We start from the raw sequence: 20,615 nt of genomic DNA on the forward strand, positions 1-20,615 counted from the left end.
GAGGCGGTCTGCTCCCCGTCCCCCGTCAGGTCGACCGAGAGGGTGGCCGGGCGCCCGACGGTGCGCTCCACCTGCTCCCTGGCGGTGCCGCGGGCCGGGACCCGCGTCGTGTGGCGGCAACCCGGCACGGCTAGCCTCGGCGCATGAGCCGACCGCCGTTTCTGACGTTGCCCGAGAACGCCGCCGCATACCCCCTGGAGACGGCCCGCGGTGCCTTCGCCGTGCTGGACGCCGTCCCGCCGGCCGGCACGCCGCGGCGCGGGACGGCCCTGCTGGTGCCCGGGTTCACGGGCAGCAAGGAGGACTTCATCGCCCTGCTCGGACCGCTCTCGGCGGCCGGCTACCGCACCGTCGCCGTGGACGGCCGCGGCCAGAACGAGACCCCGGGCCCGCGCGACGAGAGCGCCTACGCCCAGCCGGAGCTCGCCGCCGACGTCATCGCGCAGACCTCCGCGCTCGCGACGGCGGACGGCGAACCGGTCCATCTGCTCGGCCACTCCATGGGCGGCCTGGTCGTCCGCGCGGCGGCGCTCTCCGGTGCCGGTCTGCCCTGGGCGTCGCTCACCCTGATGAGCTCCGGCCCGGCGGCGATCGAACCGGCCCAGCAGGCACGTACGAAGCTGCTGGTGGAGGCGCTGTCCTCGATGGACATGGAGGGGGTGTGGCGGGCGATGCGCGAGCTGGACGCCGAGGATCTGGAAGGCACGGCGAACGCGGCGGGCGAGGCCGAGGAGTTCCTGCACCGCCGCTGGCTGCGCACGGTGCCCGAGCAGCTGATCACCACGGGCCGGCAGCTGATCGGGGAACCGGACCGGGTGGCGGAACTGGCGGCGGTGCCGCTGCCCAAGCTCGTGATCTCGGGCGCGGTGGACTACGCCTGGCCCGTCCCGTGGCTGGACGCGATGGCCGAGCGCCTCGCCGCCCGGCGTGTGGTGATCGAGGGGGCCGAGCACTCCCCCAACGCCGAGCAGCCGGCCCGCACCGCCGGGGCGCTGATCGACTTCTGGGGTTAGAGCCGCGCCTGCAGGTGCTCCCAGAAGCCGTCGCGCAGCACGCGCCGCAGGTCGGCGTGGCCGCGCAGCGAGATGTTGAGCATGCCCTCCGCCTCGACGAGCAGTTCCTGGTCGAAGGCGGGCGGCAGATAGGGATGCCCTGGCAGCAGCTCGGCCAGGGAGTCCCGGCCGCGGGTGGCCAGCCACTGCGAGGCGACCCGGGCTCCGACGAAGTGCACGTCCTCACGGGTCGGGATGGGCCCGGTGGGGATCGGGGCGTCGCCGTAGATGGGGGCCGTGCGCCGGGTGATGTACGGCTTGCAGAAGTCGAGGTCGAGCGTGCGCTGGCTGTCGACCTCCCACAGCAGGGGGTCGGCCTGGTTGCGGCCGTCGGCGGCCTCGATGCCCCACAGGTGGACGCGGGCGCCGTAGCCCTGGGCGGCTTCGACCGCGGACACCAGGTCCTCGTCGCCGCCGATGAGGACGGCGTCGCTGATGGCCCGGTGCCGGGCCAGGGACTCCAGGTCGCTGCGGATGAGCGAGTCGACGCCCTTCTGCTGGCGGCTGGCGTTGAGGTTGCCGAGCCGCACCTTGACGTCGGGGAGCTCGGCGATGCGTTCCTGCTCGGCGGTGTGGATGCGGCGGCGGGCGCCGTCGTACCAGTAGACGCGCAGCAGCCGGCTGTCGGGGAAGAGGGTGCGCGCCCGGTCGATGAAGGCCTCGATGATGCCTTCGGCGTCGAGTTCGAAGGCCCTCCGGTCCTCGGTGCCCGCGACGAGGCGGCCGGCCGCGGCGTACACATAGCCGGCGTCCACGAACACGGCGTGGGTCGCCGGGGTCGTGGCGACCTCGGCGAGCACCCGCTGCAGGAGCTCGTTCGTGCGCTCGATGCCGGCGGCGATGGCGGAAAGGGCGTCGTCGTTCATAGAGATCACATTGTCCGGCGCTTCCGTCCGCACACACAACCGGAACCAGGACCGCCGGTACCGGTGGCTACCGGCCAGTAGATGCGTGGGAAAAATTTTCTTTAGGACAGGGAAGGTTTTCGTCGGGACAACTGTTGTGGATACATGAATGACCCAGGCAGGTAACGGCTGCGAAGCAGCCCCGTACTCCAATGGAGGAGTGCCCGGACGAAGGGAGAAGCCATGAAGACCATGCGCTTCGAGATCATGCGCCTCAACGACCAGGACGGCCGCGCCGTCGACTGCACGGTCGTGGACGCCGCCTCCGTCGATCAGATCGTCCAGCAGGCCGCCGCGATCGGCCAGCGCATCTACATCCGCCCGGCCGAGTAAGGCACCGTCAGCACGGCATGGCCGCACGGCCGGACGCCGCGAGCACGAAGGGCCCCGTACACAACGGTACGGGGCCCTTGTCGCGTCCCGATCCGCCCGACGCCCCGTCAGCCCTCGCCGCGGATGAAACCGAAGACGCCGTTGGCGATCTGCTGCACCGCGATCGCCGAGAGCAGCATGCCGGACAGCCGGGTGACCAGCAGCACACCGCCGTCCTTGATCAGACGGATGATCACCAGCGAGTAACGCATCGTCAGCCAGAGCACCACGTGCATCGCGGCGATGGCGACCCACACCGACAGCTGTTCGCCGAAACCGTGCGCGCGCTGCACCGCGAGGATCACCGTCACGATCGCGCCCGGCCCGGCGAGCAGCGGCATGCCGAGCGGCACCAGCGCGACGTTGACGTCCTTGGTCTGGGTGGGCTCGTCCGCCTTGCCGGTGAGCAGGTCGAGCGCGATGAGCAGCAGGAGCAGACCGCCGGCGATCATCAGGGCCGGTACCGAGACGTGCAGGTAGTCCAGGATCTGCTGGCCGCAGATGCCGAAGACGGCGATGACGCCCAGTGCGACGGCGGCGGCCTGCCAGGCCATCCGGCGCTGGACCTTGGCCGCGCGGCCGGAGGTGAGGGCGAGGAAGATCGGGGTGATGCCGGGCGGGTCCATGATCACGAAGAGCGTGACGAAGACCGACCCGAACAGGGTCAGGGAGAAAAGATCCATGGGCCTTGCGGGGTTGATTACAGGGTGGTGACGGGCGCCGCGCCGGTGGCGCGGCGGACGATCTCTCGGTAGACCTCGGGATCGGTGGTGTACTCGCCGAGCCGGACGGTCTTGCGCGTGCCGTGGTAGTCGCTGGACCCGGTGGCGAGCAGTCCCAGCTCCGCGGCGAGGACGCGCAGGCGGGCACGGGTGGGCTCGTCGTGGTCCATGTGATCGACCTCGATGCCGTCCAGCCCGGCCGCGGCCAGGTCGTGGATGACGCTCTCGGACACGCATGTGCCGCGCTTGACGGCGGCGGGGTGGGCGAAGACCGTCACCCCTCCCGCGTTCTTGACGAGCCGGATCGCCTCGAAGGGGTCGAGTTCGTGCTTCTCGACGTAGGCGCGCCCGCCCGGGCCTATCCACTCCGGGGTGAACGCCTCGGCGATGCTGTCCACCAGCCCCGCCTCGATGAGCGCCTGGGCGATGTGCGGGCGGCCGACGGCACCGTCACCGGCGATCGCGGCGACACGTTCCCAGGTCACCGGCACGTCGTGCTCGCGGAGCCGGGCGACCATGGCCTGCGCGCGGGGCACCCGGTCGTCGCGCACGAGTTCGCGCTCCCGGTACAGCTCGGGCTCCTGCGGGTCGAAGAGGTAGGCGAGCAGGTGCAGGCCCACCCCCTCGATGCGGCAGGAGAGTTCCGCACCGGTCACCAGGACCGGCGCCGCCGCGCCGGAGGCGTGGAGTTCGGCCAGCGCCTTCTCGGCCTCGGCGTAGCCGCCGACCGTGTCGTGGTCGGTGAGGGCCAGGACGTCCAGACCGGCGGCCGCCGCGGCCCGCACGAGCTCGGCGGGGGTGTCGGTGCCGTCCGAGGCCGTGGAGTGGGTGTGCAGGTCGATTCGCACGCAGGTCACTCCAGGCGCTCGGTGCTCGGACAGATTCAGGGGTTGCGATTACCAGGATAACGGCCTGGCGAACCTGTGAATCTCAGGAGAGCAGCCGGGGGGAGAGCGCTCCGCACGGTACGAGATCGACTTCGGCACCGGCCTCGCGCAGATCGGTCAGTATCAGCTCGTCGTACATGAGCAGCCCCGACTCCTCCGGCCAGACGACCGCCCACAGCCAGAGACCGAACGACTCGCCCGCGAAGACCGCGCGGTCCGGCGGCGTCCCGTTCACATGCCACAGGCCGGTCGGTCTCCCGGCCGCGATCACCTTGGCGGCCGGCGGTTTGCCGAGGCACATCGCCGGACCGGGGTCCGGCCCCGGGATCCCGGCGAATCTCGCTCCGAGGCCGACCCCGAGCTCCTCCGCCACCAGCACCATCTCGCCCTGTCCGCCGAGCGGCCCCGGCCCCGAGCAGGCCACCGCCGTGGCCCGGCCGCCGCTGCGGTCGTCACCCGCGGACACGACACCGGTGAACAGCCAGCCGACCGGCAGCGGCCAGGGCATCCACACCGGAACACGCGACCGGCTCACGACCACGCCGAGGGCTTCCACACTCGGCGGCACGACGGGTTGCAACGGATACACGGCGCCGTGCTCGTCGCACTGCCAGGAGTCGGCGAAGAGCCCGGGCGCTCGGACCCGGCCACCGCACTTCGGGCAACTGGGTTCGCCCCTCATAACGCCCCACGGTCCTCCGGCGGCGTGCCCGCGTCAAGGACGATCACCCGTCCGAGTTCGCCGCGTGGCGTGGTCGCGCGTGACACCCGCGTCGCGGACGCCGGACGGGCTCGGCCCCGGCCGTTCCGGCAGCCGGACACCGAAGCGGCGCAGGGACCGCGACGGCGGCGCGGGCGCGGAGTGCGGCGTCCGGGACGCGGCACCGGCGTCGTACCCGGCGGAGCCCATCGCGACCTGACGGCGGGACACGGGCGCCGGCCGGCCGTCCTGGCCGGTGCCTCGACCCGGCCGACCGGGCCCCACGTCGGCCCGCGCGGGGCCGGCTGAGGGGACGTCACGAACCGCCGTGGCTCAGTCCGTCAGCGGGACCGCGGCGCGCAGCGGGTCGCGCAGGTCGGTCCCCGCCCGCAGCCAGCGCTCCTGAAGCGCCCCGGCGCCCCGCACCCGCTTCCAGGCGGCCTCGTTCACGGTCATCGGGAGGAGGGGGAAGAAGCGCACCGGGTCCATCGGCTCGTCGAGTTCGAGGTCCGCCACGAGGCCGCCGGGCTCGGCTACCAGGACGGCGGAGAACGCCGCGCCGGGCCACAGGGGTTCACCCACGTCGAGCGAGTTCCCCGGGGCGATGACGACACCCTCGACCTGCGGGCTGGCGGCCAGCACGGCGAGCGGCCGCAGCACCTTGTCGGTGTCGGCGCCGCTCCCGGCGCGCAGGGTGAGCACCAGCTCCGCGCGCGGGCCGCGCACGGGGTCCGCGACCACGGCGACGGGGTCGTTCATGGGCACCCGGGACAGACCCAGGGTGACGTAGCGCAGCAGCTCACCGTCGCGGAAGCGGAGCACCTCGATCCGCTCGGTGCCGAGGAAGGTGACCGCCGCCCGGGCGTCCGGATCACCGAAGGCCATGCGCAGTCGCGCCTCGACAAGCCCCAATACGTCGACCATGAAGTGAGCATAGAGCGCGTATGGAACGTGCAAAGCGACGGCTTCGCGCAGGGGCCGCCTGATATGGTGGGCCGTCGGTTACGCCGGTAGAGGCGTGCCGCTTTTCCCCCAGCGGGGATCGGCCGGAGGAGGTGGGGCTGCGATGGATCCTAGTCGACCGTGCAGTACCGGCAGCTCTTCCGCCCGGCAACCCTCCTGATCCCCCGCGTTCCGTACCCGGTCACCCGGGCGTGAAACCAAAGAATCACGGAACCGACGAGGAATCCCGGATTTTCCGCGAGCACGAGCGCGTGACGGCGCCGCGTGCCCGCTCCCACGGCCTGCCCGGGTCCACCCAGCCGCTTCCGGAAGAGCTCCCTGAACTGCGCAGTGATCAACGGTGATCACCCTGCCCTGATCCGCATTTCAGCCCGGCCAGTCCGTGAAGGAGCTTGCCATGTCGATGATCCGCGACCTGCGCGCAGTCGTCCGCCCCGCCCTGCGCAAGAGCAGCACGTCATACGACTACGGCCCGGACCGCTCCCGCCTCTCGTCCGCCACCCCCAGCTCGGTCGTGGACTGCGCCGTGTACCGGGACGGCCGCCGCGGCAGCGACCACATCCCGCCGCGCGAGGCCCTGGAGAAGGTGCGCGGCGGCGAGGGCTTCGTCTGGATCGGTCTCCACGAGCCGTCGGAGCGGGAGTTCTCCGAGATCGCCGAGGTCTTCGGGCTGCACCCGCTGGCCGTGGAGGACGCCGTCCACGCCCACCAGCGGCCCAAGCTGGAGCGGTACGACGACACGCTCTTCATGGTCTTCAAGACCATCCGCTACGTCGAGCACGCCGAACTCACCGCCACCAGCGAGGTGGTGGAGAGCGGCGAGGTGATGGTCTTCACCGGCCGGCACTTCGTCATCACCGTCCGGCACGGCGGTCACGGCTCGCTGCGCGCCCTGCGGCACCGCCTCGAGGACGACCCCGAACTGCTGGCCAAGGGCCCCTCCGCGGTGCTGCACGCCATCGCCGACCAGGTCGTCGACGACTACCTGGCGGTGAGCGAGGCCGTCCAGGACGACATCGACGAGGTGGAGATCGACGTCTTCTCCGCCCAGGGCAAGTCCCCCCGCGCCACCGACGCCGGGCGCATCTACCAGCTCAAGCGCGAGGTGCTGGAGTTCAAGCGGGCGGTCTCCCCGCTGCTGCGGCCGATGCAGATGCTCAGCGAGCGGCCGATGCGGGTGGTCGACCCGGAGATCCAGAAGTACTTCCGGGACGTCGCCGACCACGTCGCCCGCGTCCACGAGATGGTGGTCGGTTTCGACGACCTGCTCAACTCCATCCTGCAGGCCAACCTCGCGCAGGCGGCCGTCGCGCAGAACGAGGACATGCGCAAGATCACCTCATGGGCGGCGATCATCGCCGTCCCCACCATGATCTGCGGTGTGTACGGCATGAACTTCGAGCACATGCCCGAGCTGCACTGGCGGTACGGCTACCCGATGGTGCTGGTCGCCATCGGCGGGATCTGCCTCGCCATCCACCGCATCCTGCGCCGCAACGGCTGGCTGTAGGGCAGGCCCTAACCGGCCTTCCTGCGGTCCGCCAGGATCACCAGGGCCAGTCCGGCGAGGATCACCAGGAGCGCCGGGTAGGCCGCCACGGGCGGGGTCTGGCCCAGCCAGACCGCCGCCACCAGGGCGGCGCCCGGCGTCTCCAGCAGGATCGCCGTGGACGTGGTCGACGCCCCGAGCCCGCGCACCACACGGTTGAGCAGGCTGTGGCCGAGCAGTTGCGCGGCCACGGTCAGGGCGACGAGCTTCGCCCAGGTGCCGCCGTCGTAACCGCCCAGCGCCGAGCCCGAGGCCAGGCAGGCGATCAGCAGGGCCACGGCCGTCGTGGAGTAGCAGACATAGGTGTACGCGGTCGTGCTGACGGTCCGTCGCACCTCCGCGCCGAGCAGGACGTAGCCCGCCGCCGCGATGCCGCCGCCCAGCGCCAGCGCGTCCCCGGCCAGGGCGCGCGGCGACAGCGACAGATCGACGCCGGTCAGCAGCACCACACCGGCGACCGCGAGCGCCGAGCCCAGCCACACCATCCGCGGCGGCCGGTGGCCGCGCATGAACAGGATCAGGGTGGTCCACACCGGTGTGGTCGTGCCCAGCGCCGTCGAGGACGCGACCGAGGTCATGGTCAGGCTCGGCAGCCACAGCCCGAAGTGCAGTGCCAGCACCAGGCCGGAGGCGATCGACAGCCAGAACGCCCGGCGGCCCATCCCCAGCAGTTCGCCGCGGTGCCTGAGCCAGGCGAAGGGGCTCAGCACCCCGACGGCCATGGCGTTCCGCCAGAAGGCGATGGCCAGCGCGGGCGCGGCGGTGGCGGCGATCAGCGGCGCCGACAGCGAGACGCCCGCGATCGCGACCGCCAGCAGCGTGAAGTCGAGCGGCGCCTTCCCGTGCGGCGCTGCGCCGGGCTCGGCGTCCGCCTTCGGTGCGGCGGGCGTGGTTCTGGCGGGCGGCGCGGCGGACACGCGGGGTCTCCTCGGGGCGGGGCGGGACGGTGACCTGCTTAGCGTAAGGCCCGTCCGGGCCCAGAGCTCCTGTCGTCTCACCATGTGTGCGGCACCAGGGCGCCATCCGGCGCGACCCACGCCATAGGGTGGGGCGTATGACGGAAACCGTGACGCAGCCGCAGCTGGACCGGGCCCTGATCGAGGAGGCCGTGAAGAAGTCCGGCCTGCTGTGGGTGGACGGCCAGGCCCTGTGGCACGCGTGGGTCGACGGCGCCGTGGTCGTCGTCGGCGGCGGCCCCGGCGAGCAGCCGCTGCCCGGGCCCGGGCTCTCCGACGGCGGCACCGCCACGGTCACCGTACGCAGCAAGGACAAGGGCGGCCGGCTGGTCGCCTTCCCGGTCCGGGTCACCGAGCTCTCCGCCGACGGCGAGGCGTGGACGGCCGCCGTGGAGGAGCTCAAGGGCAAGCGGCTCAACGCGCCGGACGCGGAGACGATGACCGGACGCTGGGCCCGCGAGTGCCGCGTCCTGCGACTGGAGCCGGCCGGCGACCCCCTCGAACGCCCGGGGGCGATGCCGGACCGCAGCGGCGCCGCGGCCCCCGTCCCGACGGCCGCCGTCACCCGTCACCCGATCCCCGCCGGCCTGCCGAAGCTGCTCTTCAGGCGCCGCAAGCGGGCCTGAGCCCGGAGCCTACTGCGTGACGGCCCTGCCGTAGTCGACGACGTCGTCCTCGTCCGGCGCGCGCAGTGTGAAGTCCTTGCCCCAGTCGGCCATCGTCAGCGTGCCCGCGCCGCCCGCGCGCTCGTAGCGCAGCGGATACGGCTTGCCCTCCAGGGACACGTCGATCGTGCCGCCGCTGCCGCCGTCCGCGGTGACGGCGACGGTGCGGACGCCGTCGACCGTGCGGTGGTCGCCGACGGCGAGTGCGCCGTGGAGGACGAAGAGGCCGTCCAGCAGCACCTCCTTGTCGGTGAAGCCGCTGAACTGGTCGTACGCGGGGTCCGCCTCGGGCACCTTGACGTACTTGTTCTTGAGCTTGGCGCCGACCTGGTCGCCGTAGAAGCCCGCGCCCGCCTTGAGGTAGAGGTCGTCGCCGACCCGCAGCAGCTCGAAGGTGCTGCCCTCGGCGGTGACCTCGCCCAGGCCGCCGTTGCCGCGCAGCCGCATGTCGAGCCGGTAGGTCCGCCCCTTGCTGACGACGGTACCCGACAAGCGCACCGTGTCGGCCGTGTCGGCGGCGGCACGGGCCCGCTTCTCGATGCTCTTGGCGGGCAGTTTGCCGACGCCGTTGGTCCCCGCGTCCGGATCACCCGCGCACCCTGTCACTCCGGCGAGCGCGAGGACCGCGCCCAGAAGGCTCACGAGGACGGCTGACCTGCGGCCGGGGATCACGTGTTCTCTTCCTCCTGCAGTTGAACGCGCCCGTCGCGAGGACGGCACGGTGACGCGGGGCCGAAGCTACCGCAGCGTACCGCTGCCCAGGTGAACCCCTGTGAACGCCGTGCGAATCCCCCGTGGAGCATTACCGCGCGCCCGGCCCGTCGCGGCGGCGTTAGCCTGGCGGCATGCCAGCCGGAACATCCCGGGTCTTCGTCTCGCACCTGTCCGGGGTGCGGGTCTTTGACCCCAACGGCGACCAGGTCGGCCGGGTCCGGGACGTGGTCGTGATGCTGCGGGTCGGGGGCCGGCCGCCGCGTGTGCTGGGGCTGGTGGTGGAGGTCGTCAGCCGGCGCCGGATCTTCCTGCCGATCACACGGGTGACGGGCGTGGAGTCCGGTCAGGTGATCACCACGGGTGTCGTCAACATGCAGCGCTTCGAGCAGCGCCCGACCGAGACCCTCGTCCTCGGCGAACTGCTCGACCGAAGGGTGACCCTGGTCGAGACCGGCGAGGACGTGACCGTGCTGGACGTGTCCATGGTGCGGCTCGCGGCGCGCCGCGACTGGGAGATCGACAAGGTCTTCGTCCGTCGCGGCAAGGGCGGCCCGCTGCGGCGCAGCGGCCTGACACTGACCGTGGAGTGGTCCGCGGTGACCGGCTTCTCGCTGGACGAGCACGCGCAGGGCGCGGAGGCGCTGCTGGCCACCTTCGACCAACTGCGCCCGGCCGACCTGGCGAACGTCCTGCACCATCTGTCGCCCAAGCGCCGCGCCGAGGTCGCCGCGGCCCTCGACGACGACCGGCTCGCCGACGTCCTGGAGGAGCTGCCGGACGACGACCAGGTGGAGATCCTCGGCAAGCTCAAGCAGGAGCGGGCCGCCGACGTGCTCGAGGCGATGGACCCGGACGACGCCGCCGACCTGCTGGCCGAGCTGCCCGAGGAGGAGCAGGAGCGGCTGCTGGGGCTGATGGAGCCGCACGAGGCGGCCGACATGCGGCGGCTGATGTCGTACGAGGAGCGCACGGCGGGCGGGCTGATGACCACCGAGCCGATCGTGCTGCGTCCCGACGCCACCGTCGCCGACGCCCTGGCACGGGTCCGCAACCCGGACCTGTCCCCCGCCCTCGCCGCCCAGGTGTACGTCTGCCGGCCGCCGGACGAGACGCCGACGGGCAAGTACCTGGGCACCGTGCACTTCCAGCGCCTGCTGCGCGATCCGCCGTTCACCCTGGTCAGCGCGCTCCTCGACAGCGATCTACAGCCGCTGGCGCCGGACACCCCGCTGCCGGCGGTCACCAGCTTCCTCGCGACGTACAACATGGTCTCCGTGCCGGTCGTCGACGACAGCGGCTCGCTGCTGGGCGCCGTCACCGTCGACGACGTCCTGGACCACCTCCTGCCGGAGGACTGGCGCGAGACGGAGCTGCACGAGGCGGAGCTGAACGAGACGGAGCTGCACGAGGCGGAGCTGAACGAGGCGGACCAGTGAGCGACGAGCGCCCCCGCATCCGCCTCGACCAGCCACGTGTTCGGCGGATCAGCCTCCTGCCCTCCTACGACCCGGAGGCCTTCGGACGGCTGTCGGAGAAGATCGCCCGCTTCCTGGGGACCGGCCGCTTCATCGTCTGGATGACGGTGGTGATCATCGCGTGGGTGGCGTGGAACGCGCTGGCGCCGCGCGATCTGCGCTGGGACTCCTACCCCTTCATCTTCCTCACCCTGATGCTGTCGCTGCAGGCCTCCTACGCCGCCCCGCTGATCCTGCTGGCGCAGAACCGGCAGGACGACCGCGACCGGGTCAACCTGGAGCAGGACCGCAAGGCGAACGAGCGCAGCATCGCCGACACCGAGTACCTGACCCGGGAGGTCGCCGCGTTGCGGCTGGGACTCGGCGAGGTCGCCACCCGCGACTGGATCCGCTCCGAACTGCAGGAGCTGCTCAAGGAGATCGACCAGCGGCAGCGGGCCGAGGCCGAGTGATCGCCGGGGGGTGATCGCCGCCGTGTGAACCCGCCCACCGGGGGTCCTGGGGGCACGGTGCGGGACGTACCATCGACGCATGGCTACCGAAGCGTACGGCTCCTCCCCCTCGCCCGACGCGGTGCGCGCCGCGCTCGCGACGGTGAACGACCCCGAGATCCACAAGCCGATCACGGACCTGGGCATGGTCAAGTCGGTCGACATCGCGGACGACGGCGCGGTGCGGGTCGGCGTGTATCTGACGGTGTCGGGCTGCCCGCTGCGGGACACCATCACCAATCTGGTGACCACCGCGGTGTCGAAGGTCGCCGGGGTCACCGGGGTGACCGTCGAGCTGGACGTGATGAGCGACGAGCAGCGCCGTGAGCTGGCCACCTCGCTGCGCGGCGGGCAGGCGGAGCGGGAGATCCCGTTCGCCCAGCCCGGTTCGCTGACCCGGGTGTACGCGGTCGCCTCCGGCAAGGGCGGCGTCGGCAAGTCCTCGGTGACGGTGAACCTGGCCGCGGCTATGGCCGCCGACGGTCTGAAGGTCGGCGTGGTCGACGCCGACATCTACGGCCACAGCGTGCCGCGCATGCTGGGTGCGGACGGCCGTCCGACCCAGGTCGAGAACATGATCATGCCGCCCTCGGCCAACGGCGTGAAGGTCATCTCCATCGGGATGTTCACCCCGGGCAACGCCCCGGTGGTGTGGCGCGGCCCGATGCTCCACCGGGCGCTGCAGCAGTTCCTCGCCGACGTGTACTGGGGCGACCTGGACGTGCTGCTGCTCGACCTGCCGCCCGGCACCGGCGACATCGCGATCTCCGTCGCGCAGCTGGTCCCGAACGCCGAGATCCTCGTGGTGACCACGCCGCAGCAGGCGGCGGCCGAGGTCGCCGAACGCGCGGGCACCATCGCCGTGCAGACCCACCAGAAGATCGTCGGCGTGATCGAGAACATGTCCGGGCTGCCCTGCCCGCACTGCGGCGAGATGGTCGACGTCTTCGGCACCGGCGGCGGCGAGCGGGTCGCCGAGGGCCTGACCCGCACCACCGGCGCCACCGTGCCGGTGCTCGGCCAGATCCCGATCGACGTGCGGCTGCGCGAGGGCGGCGACGACGGCCGCCCGGTCGTGCTGACCGACCCCGAGTCCCCGGCGGGTTCCGCCCTGCGTGCCATCGCCGGCAAGCTCGGCGGGCGGCAGCGCGGTCTGGCCGGTATGTCCCTGGGCATCACGCCGCGCAACAAGTTCTGACCCGGGGGCCGGCCGCGTACCGGTCCCGGAACACCTCAGGGGCGCCCCCGGACCGGGGGCGCCCCTGAGTCGTCTGTCACGGCCGGTAGGAGGCGATGTCCTTCACCTGGGCCAGGCCGAGGCCGTACGCGCTCATCCCGCGTCCGAAGGCCCCCAGGTGCACACCCCGCGCGGAGCCGGCCATCACCCAGCCGTACTCCGACTCCCGGTAGTGGAAGGGCGTGGGAACGCCGTCCACCGGCAGCGTGAGCGCCGACCAGCCGGGACCTTCGAGGTTGTCGGCGAGATCCCAGGCGATGGCGGTCTGCTGGTCGAGCCAGTCCTGCCGCAGATGGCGCTCCATCTGGGTGGGCCAGGTACACGACAGCAGCCCCGAGCCCGCCAGCCAGGCCGCGGAGGCGACCGAGGTGGCCTCCAGCACACCGGTGCCGTCCGAGCTGCGCCGTACCGGGCGGTCGGCGAGCGTGACGACCACCACGAAGCGGCGGTTGTCGGGGGTGGGCTCTACTTTGACGGACGGTTCGTCCCCGTGGCCGGTGGAGCCGTGCTCCACCGTGCCGTCGGCGCTCATCCCGACGGGGGCGAGCCAGCGGTCGCCGGTGAACGCCTCGTCCAGCCCGTACCAGGGGAAGTCGGCCTTGAGATAGCCGCCGGTCGTACGATCCGCCGGATCAGCTGTGGTCTCCATACGCGCGGGGCCTCCTCCATAAGGGCAAACAAAGGGAGAATAGCCACTCGCGCTGCGTGATCGGGGCAGGCCCCCGGATCAGGTGGCGTCGGAATCGAACGGCGGGGCCTCGCCCGGCGCCAGGCCGTCGCGCTTGCGCAACCGGTCCGGCGTGCCGGAGGAACCCGAGGAGCCCGAACCCGAGGAGCCCGAGCCCGCGCTGCCGGCGGCGCTGTCGCGGCCGTGCACGGCGTCGGTGACCGCGGACATCTCCTCCTTGAAGTCGAATCCGTTGCGGATCTCCTTCAGGCCCAGCTCGTCGTTGTCCAGCAGCTGCTTCCGGACGAAGTTCTTGGGGTGCAGATCCTCGAACTCGAAGTCCTTGAACTCCGGGCCCAGCTCGTTGCGGATGTCGGCCTTCGCACTGTCCGAGAACTCCCGCACCTTGCGGATGAACTGCGTGACGTCCTTGATGAGCTTGGGCAGCTTGTCCGGCCCGAACACGAGTACGGCAAGGATCACGAGCGCGACGACCTCCAGCGCGCCTATGTCTGAAAACACCGTGCAGCTCCTCGTGGTCCTCGGCCGGCGGACGGAATCCGGCGGATATCACCGTACCTGCACCAAGCGCCTGGACGGGAGTGGCCCGGGTCAACAGTAGGCCGCGCCCCGGTAAATCCCGAATGCCCCGCCCACCCGCGGAAGCCGCACGGAGGCCGTTCGGGGCGGGCACGCGGCGGCACGGGGCGGCAAGGGGCGGGCACACGGCGGCACGCGGCCGTACGGGACCACGAGGGGGCCGCCCTCGCCGCGCCCGGTCAGTCCCCGCCGGCCGAGCCCAGGGTCAGCTGCACGGCGCGCTCCTTGCCGGCCCGCTTCACGGTCAGCTGCAGCGTGTCGCCGGGGCGGTGGGCGCGGATCCGCACGATCAGCTCCTCGCCGCTGTGCACCCGCTTGCCGTCGATCGCGGTGATCACGTCGCCCGGCTCGATGCCGGCCTTGGCGCCGGGGCCGTTCGGGGTCACCGAGTCCCCGTCGCCCTCACCCTCGGGGCTGACCTGGGCGCCGTCGCCCGAGTACTGCAGGTTGATGCTGACGCCGATCACCGGGTGGGTGGCCTTGCCGTCGTTGATCAACTGCTCTGCCACCCGCTTGGCCTGGTTGACCGGGATGGCGAAGCCGAGGCCGATGCTGCCGCCCTGACTGCTGTTGCCGAACGGGTCGGAGCCGCTGTCCGCCGAGCGGATGGCACTGTTGATCCCGATGACCAGGCCCTTGGCGTCGACGAGCGGACCGCCGGAGTTCCCGGGGTTGATCGGGGCGTCGGTCTGGATGGCGTCGACGTAGCTGACGTCGCTGCTGTTGGTCTCCCCGCCCGCGGTGATCGGCCGCTGGGTGGCGCTGATGATGCCGGAGGTGACGGTGCCCTCAAGGCCGTACGGGGCCCCGATGGCGACGACCGGGTCGCCGACCTGGGCCGCGTCGGAGTCGCCGAGGGTCAGGGGGTGCAGTCCGCTGACGCCGCTGACCTTGATGACCGCCAGGTCGTAGCCGGTGTCGCGGCCGACGATCTTGGCGGGCTTCACCTGGCCGCCGTTGAACGTCACCGAGATGGTGCCGTTCTTGGCGACGCTCTCCACCACGTGGTTGTTGGTCAGGATGTGGCCCTGGTCGTCGAGCACGAAGCCGGTGCCGGTGCCCTCGCCGTCATCGCCCTTGACGTGGATGTAGACGACGCCCGGCAGGACCTGGGCGGCGATGCCCGCGATGCTGTCCGGCGCGCGTGTACCGGCCTCCGCGGTGGCCTGCGGCAGGGTCACGTCGGGAGCGCCGCCGCTGTCGTGGACGTAGGCGCCGAGCGCTCCGCCGATGCCCCCGGCGATCAGGGTCACGGCGACCAGCGCGGCCACCAGCGGGCCGCGGCGGCTCCCCGACCGCGGGGCGGGCCCTTGGGGGCTCCCCGAGCCGTCCGGGGACGCCCAGGGGTCGTAGCGGTGCCACTGGCCGATCGACAGCGGTCCGGCGGGCGCGGGCGGGGCCGTGGGCGGCTCTGCGGGCCGGTGCGGCGGCACCGCCCCGGCGGGGTGCTGCACGGGGGGCGCGGGCGCCCAGGGACCGGGTTCCCCGTACGGCGGGGTGTCGTACGGGTCGGGAGCGTGGCGGGGCTCCGCTCCGACGGCCGGCCCGGCGGGTGCGTCGGGGACCGCGTCCGGGGCGGACCCGTCCTGCGGCTCGGGCGGTACCGGCGCGACCGTCTCCGGCCGGCTCCACCATTGCGGCCCTTCGGCCTTCCCCTCGTCCAACGGTGCTCCCCTACGACGACCTGTCCTCCCTGGATTGAACCAGGAGTCGGCGCCGCCCGCAGCCGCCCGCTCAGCGGGTCACGGGGAAGTGGCCCACCAGCGGTACGACCGAGTCGAGCGGAACCGGCCGGCTCGGGGAGGCGGAGGACGCGGAGGGACTCGGGGCCGCCGGCCGCCCGAGGGCGGGCGCGGGGGTGACGCCGGGGACCACCGATGCGTCCGAGCCGGTGACCGGCCCTTCGCCGGAGACTCCCAGGGGCCGGACCACGGCACCGGCGGCGGCGCCGCGCTCGTCGACCGCCTCGAAGCCGTACGGGTGCATGCCGCGGGAGACGGGGTGCAGCAGGTCGCTGGTCGCCGAGCTCCACACATTGGCGGCCGCGCGGGCGGTCTCACCGGAGACCGGTGTCGTCGCGGCACCGCTGCCTCCGCCGCTGCGGGACAGCGGGGAGCCGCCGGCGCCGTCGACCGCCGCGTCCAGCGGCAGGGCGCCACCGAGGGCGATGGCCGCCATGGAGACCGCGCCCGCCGCGGCGAACGCGAAGCGGCGCCGGCCGCGGACCGCGGCACCGGACGGCGCGGGGCCGACGGGTGCGACGGCCGCATCCGAACGACCGGTCTCGTGGATCCGGAAGCCCCGGGAGGCGGAGGCGGACAGGGGCAGCGAGAACTCCTCGCGCGCCTTCCCGAAGAGGCCGCCGCCGAGGCGCTCACCGCCGAGGCTGGCCGTCTCGATCACGGCGCCCCCGCCGAAGGGCCCTCCTCCGCCGGCTCCGTCACCCCCGGGCAACTCCTGGAGCCGGGCGAGCAGGCCCGCGGAGAGGGCGGGCGGCGCGGAGGCGGCGATCGCGTCCTTCATCCGGCGCTGCTCGTCGGCAGCTGCCTTGCAGTCGGGGCAGGTCGCCAGGTGCGCGAGCACCCGGTCGCGGGCGTCGTCGTGCAGCTCGCCGTCGACGAAGGCGGCGAGATGGTCACCCAAGTGCTGGTCGGCACACGTGAGGTGCCGGCTGACACCGCCGCTCACGTGCTCCCGCCCTCCAGGGCCGGCCGGCCGGTGGCCAGGACCGGCGCACGGCCCGGACGTGCGGCCGGCGCCCGGTGCTCCAGCGCCTTGCGCAGATGCGAACGACCGCGGTGGATGCGGCTGCGCACGGTGCCCAGCTTCACGCCGAGCGTCGCGGCGATCTCCTCGTAGGACAGGCCCTCGATGTCACAGAGCACCACGGCCGCGCGGAACTCCGGGGCGAGGGTGTCCAGCGCCTGCTGGATGTCCGCGTCGAAGTGGGTGTCGGCGAAGTGCTGCGCCGGGGACGGCTCGCGGCTCGGCAGCCGCTCGGCGGCGTCGTCGCCGAGGGCGTCGAAGCGGATGCGCTGACGACGGCGGACCATGTCGAGGAAGAGGTTGGTGGTGATGCGGTGCAACCAGCCCTCGAAAGTGCCGGGGGTGTACGTCGACAGCGAGCGGAAGACCCTGACGAAGACCTCCTGGGTGAGGTCCTCGGCGTCGTGCTGATTGCCGGTGAGGCGGTACGCGAGGCGGTAGACCCGGGCGCTGTGCGTACTGACGATCTCCTCCCAGGACGGGGGAGTCCACGCCTGGCCGTCCCCGTCGGTGGCGAAGGTCGCGTTGGCGGCCACAGTCGCGGACTCGTCGGTGCGCGGACGGTCGTCAGCTGTATTGGTCACGGATTTCGGCTCGCCGGCCGCCCTGCGGAAGCGTGAGAGCACTCCGCGGTGACCCGCCGCAGCCGCACCTCCCCTATCGGCTCTGGTGGTGTCCAGTAGAGCCCCTACCATAGCCACCTCGCCCGTTAGCTCCGGATAAGTGCCGAGCTCATCGCTCCCGGCTCCTGTCGTTCAGGTCCGTCGCGGGTACCAACGAGCGGTCCCATCTGCGGGTTCCCGACCGCAACGGATACAGTCGCCGGGCGGGCTGCAACCGTCACGCGGACAGGAGAGGGCAATTACCGGCAACCGCCAGGCGAGCTGGGCGTTCGCGGACGCCTTCGTCGCCGAGGACGACGCGCTGATACGAGCCCGCGGGCGAGCTCGTGAGGCAGGCGTGCGCCCGGTCTCCCCCGGCACCGGTGCCACGCTGCGACTGCTGGCCGCCGCGACCGACGCCAAGGCGGTGGTGGAGATCGGCACCGGGACCGGGGTCTCCGGCATCCACCTGCTGCAGGGCATGCGCCCCGACGGCGTGCTGACCACCGTCGACACCGAGCCGGACCGCCAGCAGCACGCCCGCACCGCCTACCGGGAGGCGGGATTCGCCGGCAACCGGGCCCGCTTCATCCCCGGCCGGGCGCTGGACGTCCTCCCCCGGCTCGCGGACGGCGGCTACGACCTGGTGTTCTGCGACGGGGACCGGCTGGAGTACCCCGACTATCTGGGCGAATCGTTGCGCCTGCTGCGTCCCGGCGGGCTGGTCTGCTTCGAGGGGGCCTTCGCCCAGGGCCGGTCCATGGACGCCGCCCACTCCGAGCCCGAGGTGATGCGGCTGCGCGAACTGATGCGCACCGTGCGGGACAACGCGGCGCTCGCCCCCGTCCTGCTGCCCACCGACGACGGGCTGCTCTGCGCGGTACGGCGCGGCTGACAATTTCCTCCGCCCGGAATGCACCCGTTTCCGGCGAGGCCGTATAACGACAAACAAGTGGGCCCCCGGCGCATGCCGCCGGGGGCCCAAGGCTTGGTTTGGCCGGTTGTCAGGCGATGGCCTTCTTCAAAGCCTCGCCGAGTGCATCCGCCTCGTCCGGAGTCAGCTCGACGACAAGCCGTCCGCCGCCCTCGAGCGGAACGCGCATGATGATGCTCCGCCCCTCCTTGGTCACCTCGAGCGGGCCATCACCCGTCCGCGGCTTCATGGCCGCCATGCTCGTTCCCCTTCCTGAAACCAGCTCTTCGCAACCGGTGGCCCAGGCGCCACCGGACTCGAACACATTGGTTCTCGGCCATTATCCCGCATCGGGTGACCTGATGACCAACATCGGTTCCCATCCGTTCGAGAACCCGGTCCCGCAAAACCGTCCATTTCGGTGATCGCACTCTCGGGCGCGTTTGATGGACGTCACATGTCCGCGCCCGGTGAACTCGGGCATGCTGACCCCCGAACGTGAGCCGCGACGAAGGGGACCACATGGCCGACACCGTCCTGTACGAGGTGAGCGACGGGCTCGCCACCATCACCTTGAACCGCCCCGAGGCGATGAACTCGCTGAATGTGGAGACCAAGGTCGCGTTGCGCGACGCCCTGCAGACCGCGGGCGCCGACCAGGCCGTCCGGGCCGTGCTGCTGACCGCGAACGGCAAGGCGTTCTGCGTCGGGCAGGACCTCAAGGAGCACGTCGCCTTCCTCCAGGAGGAGGGCGGGGGTCCCGCGATGTCCACGGTGCGCGAGCACTACAACCCGATCGTCACGGCGATCGCCACCATGCCCAAGCCCGTGGTCGCCGGGGTCAACGGCGTCGCCGCCGGCGCCGGCGCGGGCTTCGCCTTCGCCTGCGACTACCGCGTGGTCGCCGACACCGCCGCCTTCAACACGTCCTTCGTGGGCGTCGCCCTGACCGCGGACTCCGGGGCCTCCTGGACGCTGTCCCGGCTGGTGGGCCGCAGCCGCGCCGCCGACCTGCTGCTCTTCCCGCGCGCGATCGGCGCGCAGGAGGCGTACGAACTCGGCATCGCCAACCGCCTGGTCCCCGCCGACGAGCTGGCCGCCGAGGCCCTGGACGTCGGCCGCCGGCTCGCGCAGGGCCCGACGGTCGCCTACGCGGCGGTCAAGGCGTCCATGGCCTACGGCGAGGGGCACTCGCTGATCGACACCCTGGCCAAGGAGGACGAGCTGCAGACGCTCGCCGGGGCCTCCGAGGACCACCGGATCGCCGTCGACGCCTTCCTGAAGAAGGAGAAGCCCCGCTTCCTCGGCCGCTGAGCCGAGGCGGGCGGGGCACGCGGGGCGAGCCGGCGGTCGGGGCGCTCAGCGCCGGGCGCAGCAGTCGGCCAGGTGGTCGTCGACCAGGCCGCAGGCCTGCATCAGCGCGTAGGCGGTGGTCGGGCCGACGAAGCGGAATCCCCGCTTCTTCAGGTCCTTGGCGAGCGCGGTGGACTCCGCCGTGACGGCCGGTACGTCCGCGACGGTACGCGGCACCGGGCGTCCGGCGGGGTCCGGCGCGTAGGACCAGACCAGGGCGTCCAGGCCGCCCTGGTAGCCCTCGCGCAGCGCCAGGGTGGCGTGCGCGTTGGCGATGGAGGCGTCGATCTTCGCGCGGTTGCGGATGATGCCGGTGTCGGCGAGCAGCCGCTCGCGGTCCCCGTCGGTGAAGGCGGCGACCGCCTCCGGGGAGAAGTCCGCGAAGGCTTTGCGGAAGCCCTCGCGGCGGCGCAGGATCGTGATCCACGACAGGCCGGACTGGAAGGCCTCCAGGCACAGCCGCTCGAAGAGCGCCGCCTCGCCGTGCACGGGGCGGCCCCACTCGGTGTCGTGGTACGCGACGTAGTCGTCGGTGGACAGCCCCCACGGGCAGCGGGCCAGGCCGTCCGGCCCGGTCACCACGCCGCCGTCGCTCACTGCCCGCTCCCGGGAGCACGCGGGTCCTCGGGGGCACGCGGCGCCTGCTCGGCGTTCTTGACCAGCGAGTGGCCGCCGAGCCGGGTGGCGTGCGCACCGGCGAGCGCGGCCTCCAGGTCGGCGATGTGGGCGTCGCGCTGCGCCAGTTCCGCGCCGAGGCGCTCCAGCACGTCGTCGACGTCCACCATGCGGTAGCCGCGCACGGTCACCGGGAGGCGCAGCCGCTCGACGTCGGCGCGGCCCACCGGCCGCTCGGGCGGCAGCCGGTCGTCCACCCGGTCCGGCTCCACGTCACGGAGCACCCCGCCGTCGCCGAGCACCGCGAGGGCGACCGCGGCCACCACCGCGACCAGCGCGATGAGCAAGAACCAGAACAAGACCTCTCCCGGGGTCGGCCCGACGTGTACGCCACGATCGTGCCACGTCGCG

At 72.4% G+C, this 20,615-nt stretch carries 24 protein-coding genes; 9 read left to right on the forward strand and 15 right to left on the reverse strand.

What is annotated here, in order from left to right; genetic code table 11:
- Positions 1–143 precede the first annotated feature (143 nt).
- The gene (locus AB0F62_RS29740; RefSeq protein WP_361805910.1) at positions 144–1,013 is read left to right on the forward strand and encodes an alpha/beta fold hydrolase; all 870 of its coding nucleotides are present in this window, start codon (positions 144–146) and stop codon (positions 1,011–1,013) included.
- Here AB0F62_RS29740 and AB0F62_RS29745 read toward each other — a convergent pair.
- Positions 1,010–1,918, reverse strand: a complete 909-nt coding sequence (locus tag AB0F62_RS29745) for an NYN domain-containing protein (RefSeq protein WP_361805913.1) — start codon at positions 1,916–1,918, stop codon at positions 1,010–1,012. The genes AB0F62_RS29740 and AB0F62_RS29745 overlap by 4 nt on opposite strands.
- Before the next feature lie 222 nt (positions 1,919–2,140).
- On the opposite strand from AB0F62_RS29745, the gene AB0F62_RS29750 reads away from it, so the two are divergent.
- Complete coding sequence (locus AB0F62_RS29750; protein WP_361806073.1) at positions 2,141–2,290, forward strand: hypothetical protein; 150 nt, start codon at positions 2,141–2,143, stop codon at positions 2,288–2,290.
- 107 nt (positions 2,291–2,397) lie between these two features.
- On the opposite strand, the gene AB0F62_RS29755 is transcribed toward AB0F62_RS29750, so the two are convergent.
- From AB0F62_RS29755 to AB0F62_RS29770, 4 genes are all read right to left on the reverse strand, one after another.
- Complete coding sequence (locus AB0F62_RS29755) at positions 2,398–3,012, reverse strand: MarC family protein (protein WP_361805916.1); 615 nt, start codon at positions 3,010–3,012, stop codon at positions 2,398–2,400.
- 17 nt (positions 3,013–3,029) lie between these two features.
- Positions 3,030–3,899 (reverse strand): PHP domain-containing protein, encoded by an 870-nt coding sequence (locus AB0F62_RS29760; protein ID WP_361805919.1) that lies wholly within the window; start codon positions 3,897–3,899, stop codon positions 3,030–3,032.
- An 82-nt stretch (positions 3,900–3,981) separates the two neighbouring features.
- Positions 3,982–4,620: a DUF6758 family protein gene (locus AB0F62_RS29765; RefSeq protein WP_361805922.1), complete on the reverse strand. Its 639-nt coding sequence runs from the start codon at positions 4,618–4,620 to the stop codon at positions 3,982–3,984.
- Positions 4,621–4,971: 351 nt separating this feature from the next.
- Positions 4,972–5,562, reverse strand: coding sequence for a suppressor of fused domain protein (locus AB0F62_RS29770; RefSeq protein WP_361805925.1), 591 nt, complete (start codon positions 5,560–5,562; stop codon positions 4,972–4,974).
- A gap of 436 nt (positions 5,563–5,998) precedes the next feature.
- Between AB0F62_RS29770 and AB0F62_RS29775 the strand changes: the two genes are divergently transcribed.
- Positions 5,999–7,111 (forward strand): magnesium and cobalt transport protein CorA, encoded by a 1,113-nt coding sequence (locus tag AB0F62_RS29775; RefSeq protein WP_361805928.1) that lies wholly within the window; start codon positions 5,999–6,001, stop codon positions 7,109–7,111.
- Positions 7,112–7,119: 8 nt separating this feature from the next.
- On the opposite strand, the gene AB0F62_RS29780 is transcribed toward AB0F62_RS29775, so the two are convergent.
- Positions 7,120–7,968 (reverse strand): DMT family transporter, encoded by an 849-nt coding sequence (locus AB0F62_RS29780; protein WP_361806055.1) that lies wholly within the window; start codon positions 7,966–7,968, stop codon positions 7,120–7,122.
- Between the two features lie 236 nt (positions 7,969–8,204).
- Here AB0F62_RS29780 and AB0F62_RS29785 point away from each other — a divergent pair, with 236 nt between their 5' ends.
- Positions 8,205–8,732, forward strand: a complete 528-nt coding sequence (locus tag AB0F62_RS29785) for a hypothetical protein (RefSeq protein ID WP_361805931.1) — start codon at positions 8,205–8,207, stop codon at positions 8,730–8,732.
- A 9-nt stretch (positions 8,733–8,741) separates the two neighbouring features.
- On the opposite strand, the gene AB0F62_RS29790 is transcribed toward AB0F62_RS29785, so the two are convergent.
- On the reverse strand, positions 8,742–9,404 hold the full coding sequence (locus AB0F62_RS29790) for a hypothetical protein (protein ID WP_361806058.1): 663 nt from the start codon (positions 9,402–9,404) through the stop codon (positions 8,742–8,744).
- A 212-nt stretch (positions 9,405–9,616) separates the two neighbouring features.
- On the opposite strand from AB0F62_RS29790, the gene AB0F62_RS29795 reads away from it, so the two are divergent.
- The 3 genes from AB0F62_RS29795 to AB0F62_RS29805 all read left to right on the forward strand — a co-directional run bounded on the left by AB0F62_RS29795 (position 9,617) and on the right by AB0F62_RS29805 (position 12,649).
- Entirely contained in the window at positions 9,617–10,921 is a 1,305-nt protein-coding gene (locus AB0F62_RS29795; protein ID WP_361805934.1) for a CBS domain-containing protein, read from the forward strand.
- Positions 10,918–11,412 carry a DUF1003 domain-containing protein gene (locus AB0F62_RS29800; protein ID WP_361805937.1) on the forward strand — a complete coding sequence of 165 codons (495 nt, stop codon included), beginning with the start codon at positions 10,918–10,920 and terminating at the stop codon, positions 11,410–11,412. The genes AB0F62_RS29795 and AB0F62_RS29800 overlap by 4 nt, the downstream gene beginning before the upstream one ends.
- Positions 11,413–11,491: 79 nt before the next feature.
- Positions 11,492–12,649 carry an Mrp/NBP35 family ATP-binding protein gene (locus AB0F62_RS29805; RefSeq protein WP_361805940.1) on the forward strand — a complete coding sequence of 386 codons (1,158 nt, stop codon included), beginning with the start codon at positions 11,492–11,494 and terminating at the stop codon, positions 12,647–12,649.
- A 76-nt stretch (positions 12,650–12,725) separates the two neighbouring features.
- On the opposite strand, the gene AB0F62_RS29810 is transcribed toward AB0F62_RS29805, so the two are convergent.
- The 5 genes from AB0F62_RS29810 to sigE all read right to left on the reverse strand — a co-directional run bounded on the left by AB0F62_RS29810 (position 12,726) and on the right by sigE (position 17,416).
- Positions 12,726–13,337: a hypothetical protein gene (locus AB0F62_RS29810; protein WP_361805943.1), complete on the reverse strand. Its 612-nt coding sequence runs from the start codon at positions 13,335–13,337 to the stop codon at positions 12,726–12,728.
- 78 nt (positions 13,338–13,415) lie between these two features.
- Positions 13,416–13,877 carry a sec-independent translocase gene (locus AB0F62_RS29815; RefSeq protein WP_361805946.1) on the reverse strand — a complete coding sequence of 154 codons (462 nt, stop codon included), beginning with the start codon at positions 13,875–13,877 and terminating at the stop codon, positions 13,416–13,418.
- 257 nt (positions 13,878–14,134) lie between these two features.
- A complete protein-coding gene (locus AB0F62_RS29820) occupies positions 14,135–15,619 on the reverse strand; it encodes a trypsin-like peptidase domain-containing protein (RefSeq protein ID WP_361805949.1) in 1,485 nt (494 codons plus the stop codon).
- A 70-nt stretch (positions 15,620–15,689) separates the two neighbouring features.
- Positions 15,690–16,598, reverse strand: coding sequence for a zf-HC2 domain-containing protein (locus tag AB0F62_RS29825; protein WP_361805952.1), 909 nt, complete (start codon positions 16,596–16,598; stop codon positions 15,690–15,692).
- A gap of 41 nt (positions 16,599–16,639) precedes the next feature.
- Entirely contained in the window at positions 16,640–17,416 is a 777-nt protein-coding gene (gene sigE / locus AB0F62_RS29830) for an RNA polymerase sigma factor SigE (RefSeq protein ID WP_361805955.1), read from the reverse strand.
- 136 nt (positions 17,417–17,552) lie between these two features.
- Between sigE and AB0F62_RS29835 the strand changes: the two genes are divergently transcribed.
- Positions 17,553–18,218 carry an O-methyltransferase gene (locus AB0F62_RS29835; RefSeq protein WP_361806061.1) on the forward strand — a complete coding sequence of 222 codons (666 nt, stop codon included), beginning with the start codon at positions 17,553–17,555 and terminating at the stop codon, positions 18,216–18,218.
- A 109-nt stretch (positions 18,219–18,327) separates the two neighbouring features.
- On the opposite strand, the gene AB0F62_RS29840 is transcribed toward AB0F62_RS29835, so the two are convergent.
- A complete protein-coding gene (locus AB0F62_RS29840; RefSeq protein WP_018561471.1) occupies positions 18,328–18,495 on the reverse strand; it encodes a DUF3117 domain-containing protein in 168 nt (55 codons plus the stop codon).
- A 263-nt stretch (positions 18,496–18,758) separates the two neighbouring features.
- On the opposite strand from AB0F62_RS29840, the gene AB0F62_RS29845 reads away from it, so the two are divergent.
- Entirely contained in the window at positions 18,759–19,550 is a 792-nt protein-coding gene (locus AB0F62_RS29845) for an enoyl-CoA hydratase-related protein (protein ID WP_361805960.1), read from the forward strand.
- A 45-nt stretch (positions 19,551–19,595) separates the two neighbouring features.
- Here AB0F62_RS29845 and AB0F62_RS29850 read toward each other — a convergent pair whose 3' ends face one another.
- Positions 19,596–20,186 (reverse strand): DNA-3-methyladenine glycosylase I, encoded by a 591-nt coding sequence (locus AB0F62_RS29850; protein ID WP_361805963.1) that lies wholly within the window; start codon positions 20,184–20,186, stop codon positions 19,596–19,598.
- The gene (locus AB0F62_RS29855) at positions 20,183–20,563 is read right to left on the reverse strand and encodes a cell division protein DivIVA (RefSeq protein WP_361805966.1); all 381 of its coding nucleotides are present in this window, start codon (positions 20,561–20,563) and stop codon (positions 20,183–20,185) included. Before AB0F62_RS29855 ends, AB0F62_RS29850 begins: the two co-directional genes overlap by 4 nt.
- Positions 20,564–20,615 lie beyond the last annotated feature (52 nt).

The organism is Streptomyces sp. NPDC026673 (assembly GCF_040638135.1).
In the GTDB taxonomy this organism is placed as follows: domain Bacteria; phylum Actinomycetota; class Actinomycetes; order Streptomycetales; family Streptomycetaceae; genus Actinacidiphila.